Source organism: Cerasicoccus arenae (assembly GCF_014651635.1).
GTDB classification, from domain to species: Bacteria; Verrucomicrobiota; Verrucomicrobiia; order Opitutales; family Cerasicoccaceae; genus Cerasicoccus; species Cerasicoccus arenae.
Genome location: NZ_BMXG01000017.1, coordinates 18,761 through 35,537, shown reverse-complemented (window position 1 = coordinate 35,537; position 16,777 = coordinate 18,761). Strand labels below are relative to the sequence as shown.

Below are 16,777 nucleotides of genomic sequence, written 5' to 3'. Positions count from 1 at the left end.
TATGCCAATGCCAGGAAAAGTCTATCTCGTGGGAGCGGGGCCGGGGGATCCCGGGCTCGTTACTTTGCGTGCCAAGGAGCTCATCGAGCGCTGTGATGCGCTGGTGTATGATTATCTCGCCAATCCGGACTTGCTCCAGTGGACCAAGGTCGGGTGTGAGAAAATCTTCGTGGGCAAACAGCCAAATCTACATGCGATTTCGCAGGAGGAGATCGAGAAGATCCTCGTTAAGCGTGCTAAGGCGGGGGAGAGCGTTGTGCGGCTCAAGGGCGGCGATCCGTTTGTTTTCGGACGCGGCGGCGAAGAGGCTGAAACACTTCAGAAAGACGGTGTGCCCTACGAAATCGTGCCTGGGGTGACGGCGGCGTTGGCCTCAGCGGCCTATGCAGGTATCCCGTTGACGCATCGCAATTTCAGCTCCTCGGTGAGCTTTTTAACGGGCCACGAAGACCCGGAAAAGCACGAGATGCACGTTGATTTTGAGCAATTCGCCACGGTTGGCGGCACGCTGTGTATTTACATGGGCATGGGGCACTTGGCCGAAATTACGGCGCGGCTGCTCAAGGCCGGACTGTCCGGCGAAACTCCAGTTGCGATCGTGCAATGGGCGACGACTCCACGGCAACGCAGTTTGCTGTCCACGCTGGCCAAAGTTGCGACGGCGAAGGAGGAGGCAGGGTTGTCGTCCCCGGCAGTGGTTATTATTGGCGAGGTGGCGAAGCTGAGCACGAAGATTGGCTGGTTTGAGCAGCGTCCGCTGTTTGGCCGCCGAGTGGTGGTCACCCGTAGTCGTGAGCAGGCAAGCGAGCTCTCTGCTGCGCTCACAATGTTGGGGGCCGAAGTGCTTGAACTACCTTTGATTGAGGTGGCCGAGGACGCGGAGTCGACCGGAGAAGACATCTGGCCGTCATTGGGCGCTTACCGCTGGTTGGTATTCACCAGCCCGAACGGCGTGAAGTATTTCTTTGAAAAATTTCACCGGAAGTTCGACGACTTACGTTGCATCGGTGGAGTGCGTATTGCATGCGTGGGCGAGACGACAGCGCAGGCCGTCCGTGAGCAACGTTTGGTCGTGGACCTAGTCCCTGATGAGGCTGTGAGTGAATCCCTTGCTGAGGCACTTCTGCGCGAGGAAACTTTGGAAAATGAAACTGTGCTGGTGGTTACGGGCAATCGCAACCGCGATGTGCTGATCGGGAAGCTTGAGGAGGGCCGTGCGATCGTCGATGCCTTCCCGGTTTACCGGACGGAACTAACGGATCTGTCTGGCCACCCGGCAGCAACGCGATTCCGCGATTCCGGCGCTGATGCGATTACCTTTGCCAGCTCCAGTGCAGTGGACGGTTTCGTGCAGCAGGCGAAAAATTTATTGCCCGGACCTGGTGCGCGACGGCCCAAGGGCGTGGCAATTGGCCCGAAAACCGCGGCGCGGATGCGCGAGATTGGCTTGCCAGTGGACCGTTTGGCCAAGCAGTCATCGATCGAAGGCTTGGTCAAGGCCGTGCAATCGCTTTGGGATTAACCTTGACGGAGCCTCCCCTCTGAGAGGACTGTGGCGTGTGCTTATCGACACATCCAAACAAGCTTTTTCCGGATTCCGTTCCGTTGGTTTTCTTGCGCACGCATTTGTTTTGCTGTCCCTAATGTTGGCTAGCTTTGGCTTGTCGGGCTGCGCCAATAGCGGGGCAAAGGGCAGCTCCAATTCCGCAGACGAAATGGCCGCTTCGGCCAATGTGCTGCGGGTGGGCACTTCAGCTAATATGCCACCATTTGTTTTTAAGCAGGGTGGCGAGCTTGTCGGTTTGGAAATTGATCTGGCGAAGCAGTTGGCCAAGGGGATGAACCGCGAGCTGCGTATCGTGGAGATGGATTTTGAAGACCTGATCCCTGCACTTCAAAACAATCGCGTGGACATCATTATGGCTGGCATGAATTACACGCAGGAGCGTGCGGCGATCATTGCGATGACCACGCCCTACATGCAAAGTGGCCAGATGGCGCTGGTTTTGCGCAAAAATGCCTCGAAATACGGCTTGCCTGGCTTGATTGGCAACACACGCGTGAAGGTGGGTGCTGAGGCCGGTACGACCGGTGAATATCTCGTTCAGTCTAGTTTTCCTAATGCCAAACTGGTGACTTATTCCTCGGCTGAAGCTGGTGCGCAAGCGGTGGCCGATGGCGACGTGGAATTACTCATCCATGACGCACCGACTATTTATTGGTTGGCTGGAACTTACCAGAATCGCGGGGTGACGCCGGCTCGACCGGTGTTAACGCTCGACCAAATGGTCTGGGGCGTGAACCGGGACAATCAAATGTTTGTCAACCAGATCAATGCTCTGGTGACGACTTGGGCTTCCAATGGCGAACTTAACCGCATTGTGCGGCGCTGGATCAGCCTTTAATCTAGGCGGAGCGTTAGCTCCCTTCTGTTAAAAACAGAAAAAGATTAAAAATAAAGATAAAGAGCCCGATCGCTAAGGCGATATAAAGCATGGGCCACGGCTTCCGCGTAGGTGTGGAAGTTCTGTTTTCGGACGACTTTGGTAGTTCGGGCACGGTTTGTGGTGTTAATCGATGATGATGTAGAGCGCTTTGTGAAATGTATTTGTCATTTGTGATAATTTAGCTAAGTAATTTCATCTCCCGATAATGAGTAGTATAACCCCGTCAATGACTGAAAACCTAGCCAAGGTAATGCCTTGGCCATATGCTCTGTGCGATCGCAAGGGCATGGTAGTTCATTGTAACGATGTGTTTACACGATTGGTGGGAGTGGAGAATAGCTTGGAAAGCGGGCTTAATATAGGTGAGTTCATGAGCACCCTTCAGGCGGGTCTTCAATTGAATTCCCTCTTGGCCAAAACGGAGAAACAAGCTTGGCACGGCAAGTTGAAAATCGTGGGACGGCAGAATCTTGCCGTCGAAGTGCTCTTACAGGCGGACATGGATACGCCGAACCATGTCTGGCTCATCGTCATGGAAAATCCGGTCGTCAATGGCCAGATGATCCTGAATCCGCGTAGTGAGCTCCGTCTGCTTCAGATCCTGATGGATCACACTCTCGACTACGTTTACTTCACCGATATTCACGGCCGTTTCGTCATTACCAACCGCGCCTTTCAACGGGCATTGGAGACGCAATACCCGGGCCAGGAAGTGGGTAAGTCGATCATGGATTTCGTCACCAAGGAGACGTCGCGCTGGGTCAGTGAGACCGACCAGGAGGTGCTGACCTCGCTCAAGCCAATCGTTAATCACGTAGGCCTGTTCCAGATTCGTAATGGCGGTGCCCATTGGTTGCAGACTACGAAAATGCCAGTGTTTGACCACAACCGCCTGTGCATTGGCTTGGTCTCTGTAAGTCGAGATATTTCCGAGGCGCGGCAGACTGAGAACCGCTTACGCCAGGCGATTCAACGTGCTGAGCAGGCCAATCAGGCCAAAAGCGATTTCCTGGCGAACATGAGCCACGAAATCCGTACGCCCATCAACGGAATCATCGGGATGAGCGAACTGTGCCTGGAGAGCGATGTGACGCCTGATCAGGATCGCTATTTGCAAACGGTGCTCAATTGTAGCAATACCCTGTTGGCTCTGGTGAATGATGTGCTCGATTTTTCCAAGATCGAAGCCGGGCAGCTTGAGCTTGAAAATATTGATTTTGACCTGCGCGAAAGCATCGAAGACACGATGGACCAGTTTGTCACTCTGGCGCGTGACCGTGGGCTCGAGTTGGCGCTTAAGATTGACCCGGCATTGCCATCGGTGGTTTCGGGCGACCCAATTCGCTTCCGCCAGGTGCTGAACAACTTACTGAGCAACGCCGTGAAGTTCACGGAAGAGGGCGAAGTCATTGTCAGCGTTCGCCGACTCTCTGTGAAAAATGAGCGCCTGCGCATTGAGGTAGAGGTATCCGACACCGGCATCGGCATCAACCCGACGCGGATTGAGAATGTATTCGACACTTTTATCCAAGGAGACTCCTCGACGACTCGCAAATATGGTGGCACTGGGCTAGGGCTGTCGATCGCGCGCAAACTGGCAAAAATGATGGGCGGAGACGTCTCTGTTCGCAGTAAACTGGGCGAAGGTGCCACCTTTATTGTCGAGCTGGAGATGGGCTGTGTCAGTAGCGAGACCGAAAACGAAATGATCACGCTGGAGGAGCTTCACGGCTGTCGCGTGCTCATTGTCGACGACAATTTAACGAATCGCCAGATACTGGACGAGGTTTGTCGTCATTGGGGCTTGAGTCCGGCCACATGCGATAACGGCGTTAAGGCGATTGATCGACTGGAGCGGGCGCTTGAAGAGGGCAATCCTTACCAGCTTCTGCTATTGGACCAGCAAATGCCGGGTCTCAGCGGCACCGATGTCGCTTCGCTGGTGCACAGTCGGGCGCGTCTGCGGGACATTAAGATGATCATTTTAACCTCAGCGATTACGCAGGAAGAACGCCTGCGGGGCAGCACGATGGGCATTGGGCGCTTTCTCACCAAGCCCGTTAAGCAGAACGCACTCCGGGAAGCCATTCTGGATGCATTTGGACTGGTGATTGAGGGAGCGAAAACATCGGATCCATTTTTCCCCCGGGGGCATGTGATGATTACTCCTCCAGCGGACACATCGTCACTCCGTATTTTATTGGTTGAAGACAACCCAATCAATCAGGAGGTCGCCATGCAGCGCCTGTCCAAATTAGGGCATGAGGTAACACTAGCCGGCGATGGCATTGAGGCCGTGGAATCTTATCAGAGCCTGAAGTTCGACCTCGTGTTAATGGATGTGCAAATGCCTAAAATGGATGGCTTGGAAGCGACCCGACGCATCCGCGAAATTGAAAAAAGCATCGACCGCCGCACGCCGATTATCGCGATGACTGCGCGTGCCATGCGAGGTGATGAGCAAATCTGCCTCGACGCCGGGATGGACGGCTACTTAACCAAACCCTTTCGGGCGGCAAAAATGCGCGACGTGCTCGAACACATTTTGGAACGTATGGAGATGGAAAGTCGTGCGACAGTTAGCGGCCCCCATTATAATCCCAAGGCAATCTCTAAAGAACTGAGCGAAGAAGATCGCGAAGACATGTATTTGGCCGCGCGTATGTTTCACGAAAACTGGGAGCGGGAGTTCAAGAGCTTCAATTCGGATGGCCCATTTGACTATAATGTGATGCAGCACTACGCACACACGCTCAAGGGCGCATCGGGTCTGCTCCGTGCGATCCGCCTTGGCCAATGCGCCGCTTGTCTGGAAGACGCGGCCAAGCGTCATGACCGGGCGGGCGTGATCGAGGTGCTTGCTCAGTTGGACCGTGAAGGCGTCCTCATCCGTGCCTCACTGGAATCGTTTTTACTCCGATCTTGAGCCAACTCATTCCTTGGCGGAGGCTTGCTTCTCCCCATTCCAGAGTTTAAATTAGGGGGAGTAATAATGAGTAATATGGCGAATAATCCGTTTACGGAGAGCGATACGAGCACGTCAGTCGCAACTGAAGCCCCATGGAACGTGATCGTGCTCAACGACCCCGTCAACCTGATGAGCTACGTGGTGCTAGTGTTTCGCCGTGTTTTGGGGTTTGATGAAGACACAGCCCGCAAGCACATGCTTGAGGTCCACGAGGAGGGGCGCTCCATTGTTTGGGGAGGGGAACGTGAAAAGGCCGAAAACTACGTCCATGAGCTACACAAGTGGCAACTGAACGCCCGCTTAGAGCACGATGCCTAAACTTTCGATTCAGATCAGCCCGCACTTCCTGCAAGCCTTGATGGATGTGGTAGAGCCCATTGAGCAGCGCCTGCATCTGCAAGTGGCCATCTCTCTGGACAGCGTCCCGGATGACGACGAATTATTGCTGGAGGCATGGCGAGACAGTCTGTTGGAGCAACTTCGGGAAGACGGCGAATACCTCATCCATTTACTGCGCAAAATGCTGTCCGAGGAGTCCTTGACCCTCACCGATGAGGAAGCTGAAAGCACCTTGCGAGCGGCCTCGGCCATTCGCCTGAAAATTCGCGAAGTGTTCCTGTCTCGATTTTCTGAAGAAGCGCTGGAGCGCGATCAGGTGGATATGGCTCGGCTTGGCCCAGAAGAGCGTAAGCCCTACCTGTGCTTCATGTTTTTAGCACGCTTTCAGGAGGCATTAGTTGCCCAGCTCATGCCCGATTTTTACGATTTCAACGAGCTTTTTGAAGAAGACGAGGATTAAGGAAGAGGGTCGGCTGTGGCGTGCTCGTTTATTGATGCGGGCTGTCATTTGAAGACACACTTTCTGGCAAAGATTCGCTTTACAAGGTGCTGCGAAATGGTATTATGTTCACTATGAAAATGAAATCCATTTCTGCTATACTTATTTCCACCAGCCTTCTGGCGCTAAGCCTGTCTGCTAAGAATCCCGGCGGCCCAAAGCCGGATGCGATGAACGAGCTGATCATTAAGTGCCGTTCGTCTTTCGAACTGCTTCAAGCCTCTGAAAAGCCAATCCCGGCGTTTGTCATCCAAGAGGCTGAAGGTTTGGCGATTGCGACAGTTACGCGCGGTGGCATCGGCATCGGCGGACAGAAAGGCAAGGGGTTCGTAATCACCAAGACAGAAGGTGGTTGGTCGGCCCCATCGTCTTTTGACACCGGTGGCGGCTCTATTGGCCTCCAGCTAGGCGTTGAAACCGTGCAATACGTGTTTGTTCTCAACACTAAAACTGCTATCGAGCAGTTTGTCGGCAATGAAGTCTCTCTGGACGCCAAGGCCAGCGCAACTGCAGGCCCCGACCACGCCGCTGCGGCCAATGATAAGATGCCAAAATCTGACATCTACATCTATTCCATCTCGGATGGGGCCTTTGCTGGGGCGACGATTGGCGGCGTTTACGTCTCCGTTGATACTGATTTGAACAACCTGGTTTACAGCAACCTGTTTACACCAAACCAAATTCTTAGCGGAGAAGTGCCTGCGCCGTCGCTGATGGACACGTTCTACTCACAGCTCAATTCCATTGTTGAAGGTGAATGATCACCCGCGCCATATTTAATCGCATTGCCCGACGTTGCCTGATTGCAGGTGGCGTCGGGGTAATGGTCGCAGGTGGCCTGATCTGGAAGGCGCGGGCGACCGTCGCAGCAGCGGCAGAAGGCCGGGTTGCAACCGATATTGCCGATGTCGCGTCAGCCCCCGTTGGTTTAGTGCTGGGGACCTCCCCCACGCTGTCCAATGGACGCGCAAATCTTTATTTCGAATACCGGATGGATGCTGCTGCCGCGCTTTTCCGCGCAGGCAAAGTTGAGCGTCTACTCGTTAGCGGAGCAAACCCAACCAATCACTACGACGAGAGCACCGCAATGAAGCTGGCGCTGATCAAGCGTGGCGTGCCGTCAGACTACATCGCGCGTGATTATGCGGGCTTTCGCACATTGGATTCGGTGGTCCGCGCCAAGGAAATCTTTGGCTGCAACGACGTTTTAATCATTTCGCAGGGTTTCCATGTGGAGCGCGCCCTCTATTTGGCCCAGGAAAACGGGATGGACGCTACAGGCTTCGCTGCACGGGATGTGCCCTTTAACACCGGTATTAAGACCAATCTCCGTGAGGAGTTGGCCCGCGTGAAGGCCGTTCTTGATGTGCAAGTCCTCGACACTCGCCCGAAATACCTTGGCCGCGAAATCTACCTGCTGACCGCAAATTAACGCCCCCCCCTCCCCCCCCCCGGGGGGCATCATAATCCAGATTGCCCAGCTTTCAGTTGCTGAGGAATCTACAGAGCTTCCGTCTCGAGATGCCATCTCGTTGCGTCATGCCCCCCCCCCAGACTTTAATCTTTAAACTTTAACCTCCTGAACTGCGCCTTGGCGCAGTTCATAAACGGCATATCCGGCAAACCAGCCGGGAAGGAATTTGCAGGGCGTGCGCCAGTCCTCTGCTAGAAAAACGCGGTGCTCGATCACGGCATTTTCTGCACGACAAAAATCTTCGAACCCTGAAATGCTAACGGGGTTCATTGCGCGACTTGCCCACCACGGGTCCGGGTAGACATCGTTCTTTACGCGGGAACCGTCCTTAAGCATATGCCAGCGATTGAGCCAGTAGCCATGATTCACAAAGCCAATCGCCAGGCGCTTGCCCACGCGCAGCGCCTCACGGAGGACTTGCTGGGGGTTGCTTAATTCCTGAAGCGTGCGCGAGCAGACCACCCAGTCAAAGGAATTGTCGTCGTAGACTGGGAGCATGTCACAGAGGTCGCCTTGGTAAGCTGGCACGCTGCGCTTCACGCAGGAGGTGATTTTAGCTAGATCACTGTCGATCCCGACGGCGTAGCAGTGCTTCCGGGCAATGAGCTCCTCAAGCAAAATACCGCGCCCACAGCCGAGATCCAGCACGCGCGCACCATCCGCAATCCACTCTAGGAGGATTTGCAGGTCCATTTCGCGTTTGATAGCGTGGCGTCCCATAACAGCGCGCCAGCTTGACGCATTAACTGCGTGAGTAAACGCCTTTTTCAACGCAAGTCGCTGTTGTAGATGCGTTAAAATCTTGCCCCAAGCCAAAAGGCGGGCTTTCGTGACGGATATGGATAAGCTCGACGAAATTTTTCAGCAGCAGGAAGCGCTCAACAAGCGTATCGGGGTCGATACTTCCAGCCTTACTCAGGAGGAAAAAATCAAATGGGTCCTCAACTATACACGGGCCATGCAGCAAGAGACTGCCGAGCTGATTGACTCAGTTCCATGGAAATGGTGGGCGAAGTATCAAGAGTTCGATGAGCAAAATGCACGTGTGGAAGTCGTCGATTTGTTCCACTTCCTGATTTCCACCGCTCAAGTGCTTGGAATGACTGCTGAAGACGTTTACGAAGCTTATACCAAGAAAAATAAAGTTAACCACGCCCGACAAGACAGCGGATACGTCGTCAAGGACGAGGCGGATTCTAAACACATTTAACAGGCGCATTGTTCCCGGCGCCTTCTCGTTGCCCCATGTTTCATTACAAGCTTGCCCGCCATCAGGACCCGCGCGAAGCGGGCAAATACCTGTTGCGTGAGGTAAGTGCATGGACGAATGATTGCATACGCCGCTACGCCGATGCCCCCCCCCTCGACACGCCGGATCAGGCGATCTATGCGACGGGTTGGCTGCCGCTGCTCTATTTTGAGCCCACTCACCCTGGCGCACATTTCTTGCTGAAAATTCGCGATCAGGTGGCCCGGCATTTCAAGGAGACCGAGGCTTGGCGCCACGGCTACTGGCGGATGGCCGACGTTACCAGCGGTATGCAGCATTTTGAGATTTTTCTGGCTCAATTAGCACGACTGGATGGCGACATGGCGACTATCGGCCAAGTCCTCGACGCTGCCGAGCACATTGGTAACTGGAGTGAGAATGTGCGGCCTTGGTATGATGAGGAGACTGCTTGCTTCCCGTCGCACACCTTGGGTGCTGAGGGCTTCTCGCACGATAGCTTTCCGAGTTATAACACGCCTGCGCATTTTCATTTAATCAACCTCGCGCTGGTCGCCTATCGGATTAACCAGTCTGAGCGCTACGCGAAGTTTGCCATCGCTTATGGTGGTCGCTGGGCAGACGCGATTCTAATGGGCGACATGCTGCCGGTTGGTCTCGACGCCAAAGGCCCGGTCTACGAGCCACGTATCGCCAATGATAGCCGGGAAAATGTCCATCGTGCGGAAGCCTTGCTGGCCGAAGACGCGATTCAGGCATTGCTTAAAATTTGGAACATCTCGCGCGATGACCGTTTTCGGGACGCCGCAGAGAGGATTCTGGACACACTCATGCCCGAGTTACTTGACCCTGATGCGGGTGGCTTGGCTGGTGCCATCCGATTTTATCGTCGTATGACTAGGGCCAATCGCTACGATTCTCAAGTGCTCGATAGCGTGAGCCATCTACTTCCAGATGCCGTGGAGGTTATCGATCTGGATGTAGCCCCCATTTTTGACACAGATATCCTAGGACTGGGCAAATGTGCGGACCTGCCACATTGGAAGGAAGACGGGCAGATTCGCCAACACAATCCGATCGTTCTCGGCTTAGCCGCGGAAATCAGCAACAACGCGCATTTAGCGACCATTTCCCTCGACCTTGCCACGGCCTATCTTTCGCTTGCCCAACGCGCCTTCTCTGATGGCCGGGAAGACAGTGATTCAGCCCGCACGGTGTCTGCTGTTGCCCGTGGCCATGCGCGTGACAATGGTGCTGGTGTCGTAACCGAAGTCTTGGTTCCGCTTATGGCGCGGTTTAAGTAACCTTCGGAGTTCGTAGTTATTGGAATTGCATAAGAGGACTGCCTGAGGATTGCGCTTTTCAAAAAGGCGGTTTTGCTTTCCACTTTAGCTATGGCCGAAGAGACTGAACATCTGAAGGAATTAATTACTGGCATTGCCAAGCAGGCGCGTGCGGCGTCGTTGGAGCTGGCTACGCTGGACGCAGCGCAGAAGAATCGAGCGCTAGAAATCCTGGCTGATCGCCTTGTTGCGGCAACGGGCGACCTGCTGGCCATGAACCAGAAGGATCTGGCCGCCGCCAAAGCTCTGGAGCTCGCGCCCGCTATGGTTGAGCGGTTGACCTTTACTCCGGAGCGTATCGCCAAGATGGCTGATGGCGTGCGACAGGTCGCGGCGCTGCCCGACCCCGTTGGCGAAGAGCTGGAGCGTATTTCTCGCCCCAATGGCTTGGACATTCGCAAGGTGCGCGTGCCAATTGGTGTGGTGGGCATCATTTTCGAGTCTCGCCCCAATGTGACTATTGACTGCGCGATTCTATGCCTGAAAAGCGGTAATGCAGCGATTCTGCGTGGGGGCAAAGAGGCCTTCCACACGAACATGGCGCTGGCAGAGATTATTCATGAGGCGTTGACTGAGGCCGGTATTAACCCATTGGCGGTGCAGTTGATTCCGACGACAGATCGCTGGGCGCTCAATGAGTTGCTCAAGCTCGATAAATACGTCCACTGCATTATCCCAAGGGGGGGGGAGACGCTGATCCGCTTTGTGGCGGAAAATAGCCGTATCCCAGTTATCAAACATTACACGGGTGTGTGTGCGATATACATTGATGCGGAGGCTGATGCCGATATGGCCGAGTCCATTGTGGTCAATGCCAAGACTGATCGTGTGGGCGTCTGCAACTCCATCGAGAATCTCTTTATTCACCGGGACGTTGCAGCGAGCATCTTGCCCAAATTGGCTCGGGCATTTGAGGCAAAAGGCGTTGAAATGCGCGTCGATCACGCTGCCGGTCGTGTGCTGGAGAAAATCAATGCTGGCGGCATTGCCCACGGTGTGCCGTCGATTGATTACAACTACGCGACCGAAGACGATTTTTACGCAGAATACCTCGACTACATCATTGCGGTGAAGTTGGTGGATTCGGTCGACGACGCCATTGCGGCAATTAATCTCTATGGCAGCGCTCACTCCGACGGTATCGTGACTGGTAACGAGGAGACGGCGAAGCGATTCATGCTCGGTGTGGATTCGGCCACAGTCTATTGGAACGCCAGCACCCGCTTTACTGATGGCTACGAATTTGGCCTTGGTGCAGAGATTGGCATTTCGACGGATCGTTTGCATGCTCGTGGGCCCATGGGACTTCGAGAACTGTGCTCTTACAAATATCTGATCTTCGGATCTGGGCAGGTTAAGTAGTTAGTATTTTGAGTCAGGAACCAAAGATGCAAGTCACTGAAAAATAACGATTTGTGCTGTAATGTTTATGGAGTTGAGTAGACTAATGGATCGAAATGAACTCCATATCGCCTCAACAACTCTCGGATAATCTACGCCACGCTCCTGATGAGTGGTTTCTGATCGATGTGCGCAGCCCTGGTGAATACCGCAGTGGCCACATCGACGGTGCTTCTAACTATCCGGTAGACCAACTCGATGCTACTACGGTGAGCCGGCTTGCTGATGCCGCCAATGGGCGTAAAATCGTCTTGATTTGTCAATCGAGCACGCGCTCCAAACGTGCGCTCGAAATTTGGGCTAAGGCAGGCCACAACGGTGCCGTTGAGCTGGACGGTGGGATGAGCGCTTGGCCCGGTCAAGCAGGTCTTACTTCGCCCACGGGCGGTGCGATCTCTTTGGATCGACAAGTGAGGATTGTGGCCGGAGCCAACATCTTTGTAGGCACGTTGCTCGGCGCTTTTGTGAACCCTTGGTTCCTGCTGATCCCAGGCTTCTTCGGCGCTGGCCTGACGTTCGCCGGTCTCACGGGTGCCTGTGGTTTGGCCCTATTGCTCACCAAAATGCCTTGGAACCGATAAGCTTAGCGACAGTCGATCCCGCTGGGTGATGGCTCACCTGAATCAGTGGGTGGCTCTGGTAGCGGCAGGCCGCGGATTTGCGCAAAGTTTCCCTCTTCGCAGGCGGTGACAAAGCCTTCCGTATAGGCCTTTAGCCGATCCCACAGTTGCCGAATGGCGGTTGCCTCCTGCTCAGTGATCCTATTATCCAGTGCAGCCTGAGTTATTTCAGATAGGAGGGCTGCGAATTGGCGGACAATGTCATTGGTGGCAGGCATGTAGCGGTAGGCCCGCGCTGCGCTCTCTGGATCGCGGATAAAGACGCCGTCGGCCTGCTGGCAAAGCCAATGCAACACTTCATTGTCTGGGGCGACTGAATTGAGCTGTACCGCCCGATCGAGCGGATTGATTGCGCCGCTTTGGGTCTCGCCCACGGGCTGTGACCACTTGTAGAGAAGCGATACCGAGACTCCGATATCCTCCGCGATTTGTTTGGGGCTTTGCTTATCAAAGCAAGCCTTCACCACCTGATGGGATTTCATGACTTCTGCATTGTGCGAATCGTGACAGAGCGTGGCAAGCTTTGTCCAGCCACCGAAAAATAATGATTTTCATTGGTTTTTGCGCAGGATATAACTCTTGTTTATATACTCTTAGTTTTGACATCAATACCCCCCCCGCGACTACTTGAGCGTATGGTGAAAATGCTTACGATATTTTGATGGCCTAGGGCATTTCGCCCTACTAATATCTGTTGCCGTGAGCCCATTAGATTCATACTTTTCCCACTGACATGTTGAGCTTTTTCCAAAAACTTTTCCGCGCTGGTGGTGATTCCGCTGACGGTCTCACCCAGCAGCAACGCGAAGCCATCGTTGATCTGCTGGTATTCTGCATGTATTCAGACCGCACGGTCTCACTGGCTGAGGATCAGTTGATCCAGCGGCGCTTGGAGTCAATGGACTGGCAGGCCGTTCAAAGTATCGACAACTACTATGATTTGGCGGTGACCCGCGTGCGGGACATTTTGGTTAGCCAAGAGGCGCGCGAGAGCTTTTTGAAACGTGTGTCCGAGCGACTTGCCGATGTCTCTACCCGTGAAAAAGCCTTCCAGCTTAGTCATCAACTTTTCCTGAGTGATGGGATTGAAAGTCCAGATGAACACGAGCTGGAAGCGGAGTTGCGCACTGCGCTTCTAGGGGAGTGAGCCTAGGTTGGCGGGCCTTTTTTATTTTGACCCGTTCTATTCGTATAACTAAGCTGCGTATCACCATACTGGGGCCAAATAACTAAATAACGGCGAAGGCTGTCATCGCATAATTTTGGATTTTAAATTCCATCTGAATTCCCGATCGTTACGGGATAAACTAACGCTGATCATTGGGTTAACGGGCGTCATTATTGTCGTTCTGGCCGGAGCAGGTATCGTTACATATCAGACAATTGTTAGTCTGCGTACTCTAGAGGATGAGCTTGCCAGTAACGCCCACCTGATCGGTTATCGGATCGCGTTGATGATGGATCGTGCGGAACCCACTGATTTGGGGGACGCATTGTCTTTGCCGTATAACAACGAGCATCTACGGTGGGTCAGCTTTCGTAGCGCCGATGGAGATTACGTATTTTCTCAATCGATTGAGAGTGCGACGCCGCGGGATGCGCAGTTTGAGGTCGAGGACCATATGGAGTTCATTAATGGCGAGGCCGTGGTGCATTGCCGAATCATTAAGGATGGCCGTTACTACGGATTTCTCTCGCTGGCTTCCAGCCTTTACCCGCTCTGGCATTCGATCTTTACCGGGTTGCTCATTAGCTTGGGGATTGTCGGAGTTTGCCTGATTACGGCGCAGCGTTTATCGTCGCGCCTGTTGGATTTCATTTTGATTCCGGTGCGCCAGCTTGCCGACACTGCTAGTCGGATTACGCGCTCGGGGAATTACTCATTGCGCGCTATTAAAAACTCCAATGACGAACTTGGGCAGTTGACGGAGGACTTTAATCACATGCTGGCGCATATTGAAGCGCGTGAAGCGGAGTTAGAGCACGCGCGGCAGGAGTTGGAGTCTAAAGTAAAGCTGTTGCACGAAGAACAGGAGCAACTGCGCAAAGCACAAATTCGCGAACGCCGTTTGCAGCAGCGATTGGTGATTGCTCAACGATTGGAATCTCAGAATTTGCGTACGGCAAAGGAACAGGCGGAGACCTCTAGCAGCGCAAAATCGGAGTTCTTGGCCTCAATGAGTCACGAAATTCGGACGCCGATGAACGGCATCATGGGCTTTGCCTCCTTGCTGCGTGAGACGGAGCTGGATGAAGAGCAATTGGAGCTGGCTGAGATCATCCACTCCAGTGCCAATAATCTACTGACTCTACTCAATGATCTACTGGATTTCTCCAAGATTGAGGCCGGGCGCATTGAGCTGGATTTTTCGCCCTTTGACCTGAAATCACTGCTCCATGAAGTCGAATCAATATTCCAACATGAGATTGCTCGAAAAGATCTGGATCTGAGGATTATTATTTCACCCCGCACCCCGCATACCGTCGTTACTGATGCCAGCCGCCTGCGCCAGGTTCTTTTTAACCTGGCCGGCAACGCCATCAAGTTCACCGAAGCTGGCTCTGTGGAAATTCATGTGGATGCCACTCCTGTCAGCTCTATAGAACTGCTCTGTGAGTATTCCTTGTCCATTGAGGTGCGAGACACCGGCATCGGCATTGCGGAAAATAATCAGACGCGCATTTTCAATTCCTTTACTCAAGTCGATGCGAGCGCTACCAAGCGTTTTGGTGGAGCTGGGCTGGGCTTGGCCATTACGAAACGTCTCACGGAGATGCTTGGTGGAGAAATCGGGGTGCGCAGCACTCTCGGCCAAGGCTCAAACTTCTTCGTCACGATTCCCATTCGGGCCGCGGCACCTAGTCTGGAGACTTCGCTGGAGAAGCCAGTGACGCTCGCAGGCCGCCCGCTAAAGGCACTGGTGGCCGAAGATAGTCCCGTCAGCCAAAAGCTTATCTCTGCCTTGCTTCATCGCCGTGGGCATCGCTGCAACGTGGTGGATTGCGGAGAAGAGCTTTTGCGTGCCTTTTCTCCCGGTGATTTCGATCTGATTATTGCCGATGTGCACATGCCGGATATGGATGGCTTGACCGCAGTCGCTCGCATCCGTAAGCGGGAGAGCATGGCTGATCGCACGGGCTTCATCCCTGCCTACATTATCGTCATAACTGCGGATGCCGTGGGTAGCACTCGACAGCAAGCGTTGGACGCTGGGGCAGATGAATATATGAACAAGCCCATGGTCAACGAGCAGTTTTATGCCTTGATCCAGAAAGCTCAGGAACACTTCGAACGGAGCCCCACCCAATAAAAAACCCCGCCACGTTAGTGGCAGGGTTGGTAAAAAAAATCTAACTTCCTTTAAGAAAGCGCTTCGACCGCTTCTTCGCGCGTGCCGTAGATCGGGAAAATCGACGTAAAGCCCGAGATTTCGAAGACTTGCTTCACATTTGGATTCAACGTGGAAAGTGCAATCGAGCCGCTGAGCTTCTTGAATTGCTTTGCCGCAGCCAAAAGAACACGCAGGCCAGCGCTGCTAATGTAGTCCAATTCGCGGCAGTCAACGAGCACCTTGGGTTCACCGGCTTCGACCAGTGCGTTGAGCGATTCTTCCAGTTGCCCGGAAGTGCCGGCGTCTAGTCGGCCCTTAAGGCTGACAATATTGATGGTTTCCTGTTTTTCCTGGTTGATTTCCACAGTGGTACGGGGGGTTGGTAAATTATTGGTTCGAAGTTTGTTCGCTACAAGAAACGGTGACAATGGCTTTGATTCAAGATTTTTTATCGTTCCGGAGTGGAAATCGTGTATTTTGGCACCTGTCTGTTACCCTGATTATCAAAACACAGCTTCCGGCCTGCAAACCTCAATCAATAAAGCAAAGAGGTGTATGTGGCAGGGGCTCCATAAAATCAGTCCATTGTCAGTGAGAAGATTTTCGGTCATGACTCGCTCCCAATCTTTATGCCAGGGGCAGTGCTAGGATTTTCCGTTTCGATTGGGTTGTTGTTGTCTTGGATGCAGCTTGCTGGGCGTATTCGGCCCGAGGCCGATAGCCCAGCGAGCTGTGCGGTCTATAGGTATTATAATCGAGGCGGTATTCTTCAAGCTTTTCCCTGGTCTCGGGCAGAGAAAAGAAGATCTCAGTGTTCAGCAGCTCGTCGCGAAGCTTGCCATTGAAGGACTCGATATAGCCATTTTCGGTTGGTTTGCCTGGTCGAATAAAATCAAGCTGAACCTCATTGGCATAAGCCCAGGCATCGAGCACTTTGCCAGCAAACTCAGGTCCATTGTCTACGCCACTGCCGGTAATCAGCCATCTGCTGAGCCTGCTTTGGGCGGTAACCACGATGCCCGGCGTTGCGCCATCAGCTCCTTGCTGATGGCCGATTGCGAAAAGCCCAAAGCGTAGGCGATTTGCTGCTGTGTGTTTCCGGCTTGTCGCATGCGATAGATTATGG

General features: G+C 53.6%; 17 protein-coding genes. 13 read left to right on the top strand and 4 right to left on the bottom strand.

Features of this window, described 5'->3' with window-relative positions; translation table 11 throughout:
• Positions 1–7: 7 nt before the first annotated feature.
• The 7 genes from cobA to IE065_RS12990 all read left to right on the top strand — a co-directional run bounded on the left by cobA (position 8) and on the right by IE065_RS12990 (position 7,685).
• Complete coding sequence (cobA, locus tag IE065_RS13020) at positions 8–1,522, top strand: uroporphyrinogen-III C-methyltransferase (RefSeq protein ID WP_189515779.1); 1,515 nt, start codon at positions 8–10, stop codon at positions 1,520–1,522.
• Between the two features lie 121 nt (positions 1,523–1,643).
• On the top strand, positions 1,644–2,405 hold the full coding sequence (locus IE065_RS13015) for a substrate-binding periplasmic protein (protein ID WP_189515777.1): 762 nt from the start codon (positions 1,644–1,646) through the stop codon (positions 2,403–2,405).
• A 247-nt stretch (positions 2,406–2,652) separates the two neighbouring features.
• The gene (locus IE065_RS13010; protein ID WP_189515776.1) at positions 2,653–5,373 is read left to right on the top strand and encodes a hybrid sensor histidine kinase/response regulator; all 2,721 of its coding nucleotides are present in this window, start codon (positions 2,653–2,655) and stop codon (positions 5,371–5,373) included.
• 66 nt (positions 5,374–5,439) lie between these two features.
• On the top strand, positions 5,440–5,733 hold the full coding sequence (gene clpS / locus IE065_RS13005; RefSeq protein ID WP_189515773.1) for an ATP-dependent Clp protease adapter ClpS: 294 nt from the start codon (positions 5,440–5,442) through the stop codon (positions 5,731–5,733).
• Positions 5,726–6,214, top strand: a complete 489-nt coding sequence (locus IE065_RS13000) for a hypothetical protein (protein WP_189515771.1) — start codon at positions 5,726–5,728, stop codon at positions 6,212–6,214. The genes clpS and IE065_RS13000 overlap by 8 nt, the downstream gene beginning before the upstream one ends.
• A gap of 113 nt (positions 6,215–6,327) precedes the next feature.
• Entirely contained in the window at positions 6,328–7,014 is a 687-nt protein-coding gene (locus tag IE065_RS12995; protein ID WP_189515769.1) for a lipid-binding SYLF domain-containing protein, read from the top strand.
• Positions 7,011–7,685 carry a SanA/YdcF family protein gene (locus IE065_RS12990; protein WP_189515766.1) on the top strand — a complete coding sequence of 225 codons (675 nt, stop codon included), beginning with the start codon at positions 7,011–7,013 and terminating at the stop codon, positions 7,683–7,685. The genes IE065_RS12995 and IE065_RS12990 overlap by 4 nt, the downstream gene beginning before the upstream one ends.
• Positions 7,686–7,817: 132 nt before the next feature.
• Here IE065_RS12990 and IE065_RS12985 read toward each other — a convergent pair whose 3' ends face one another.
• Positions 7,818–8,447 carry a methionine biosynthesis protein MetW gene (locus tag IE065_RS12985; protein ID WP_189515764.1) on the bottom strand — a complete coding sequence of 210 codons (630 nt, stop codon included), beginning with the start codon at positions 8,445–8,447 and terminating at the stop codon, positions 7,818–7,820.
• A 118-nt stretch (positions 8,448–8,565) separates the two neighbouring features.
• Between IE065_RS12985 and IE065_RS12980 the strand changes: the two genes are divergently transcribed.
• The 4 genes from IE065_RS12980 to IE065_RS12965 all read left to right on the top strand — a co-directional run bounded on the left by IE065_RS12980 (position 8,566) and on the right by IE065_RS12965 (position 12,280).
• On the top strand, positions 8,566–8,937 hold the full coding sequence (locus IE065_RS12980; protein WP_189515762.1) for a dUTPase: 372 nt from the start codon (positions 8,566–8,568) through the stop codon (positions 8,935–8,937).
• A 35-nt stretch (positions 8,938–8,972) separates the two neighbouring features.
• Positions 8,973–10,259 carry a hypothetical protein gene (locus tag IE065_RS12975; RefSeq protein WP_189515760.1) on the top strand — a complete coding sequence of 429 codons (1,287 nt, stop codon included), beginning with the start codon at positions 8,973–8,975 and terminating at the stop codon, positions 10,257–10,259.
• A gap of 90 nt (positions 10,260–10,349) precedes the next feature.
• Entirely contained in the window at positions 10,350–11,660 is a 1,311-nt protein-coding gene (locus IE065_RS12970; RefSeq protein WP_189515758.1) for a glutamate-5-semialdehyde dehydrogenase, read from the top strand.
• A 95-nt stretch (positions 11,661–11,755) separates the two neighbouring features.
• Positions 11,756–12,280: a rhodanese-like domain-containing protein gene (locus IE065_RS12965; RefSeq protein WP_189515756.1), complete on the top strand. Its 525-nt coding sequence runs from the start codon at positions 11,756–11,758 to the stop codon at positions 12,278–12,280.
• Positions 12,281–12,282: 2 nt separating this feature from the next.
• Here the strand turns inward: IE065_RS12965 and IE065_RS12960 are convergent, their stop codons facing one another.
• A complete protein-coding gene (locus IE065_RS12960; protein WP_189515755.1) occupies positions 12,283–12,801 on the bottom strand; it encodes a phage regulatory CII family protein in 519 nt (172 codons plus the stop codon).
• Between the two features lie 251 nt (positions 12,802–13,052).
• On the opposite strand from IE065_RS12960, the gene IE065_RS12955 reads away from it, so the two are divergent.
• Positions 13,053–13,466 (top strand): tellurite resistance TerB family protein, encoded by a 414-nt coding sequence (locus tag IE065_RS12955; RefSeq protein ID WP_189515753.1) that lies wholly within the window; start codon positions 13,053–13,055, stop codon positions 13,464–13,466.
• Positions 13,467–13,581: 115 nt separating this feature from the next.
• Positions 13,582–15,630 carry an ATP-binding protein gene (locus IE065_RS12950; protein WP_189515750.1) on the top strand — a complete coding sequence of 683 codons (2,049 nt, stop codon included), beginning with the start codon at positions 13,582–13,584 and terminating at the stop codon, positions 15,628–15,630.
• A 50-nt stretch (positions 15,631–15,680) separates the two neighbouring features.
• Here the strand turns inward: IE065_RS12950 and IE065_RS12945 are convergent, their stop codons facing one another.
• Positions 15,681–16,016, bottom strand: coding sequence for an STAS domain-containing protein (locus tag IE065_RS12945; RefSeq protein ID WP_189515748.1), 336 nt, complete (start codon positions 16,014–16,016; stop codon positions 15,681–15,683).
• 262 nt (positions 16,017–16,278) lie between these two features.
• A partial coding sequence (locus IE065_RS12940; protein WP_194500037.1) for an integrase core domain-containing protein occupies positions 16,279–16,777 on the bottom strand: 499 nt, incomplete at its 5' end.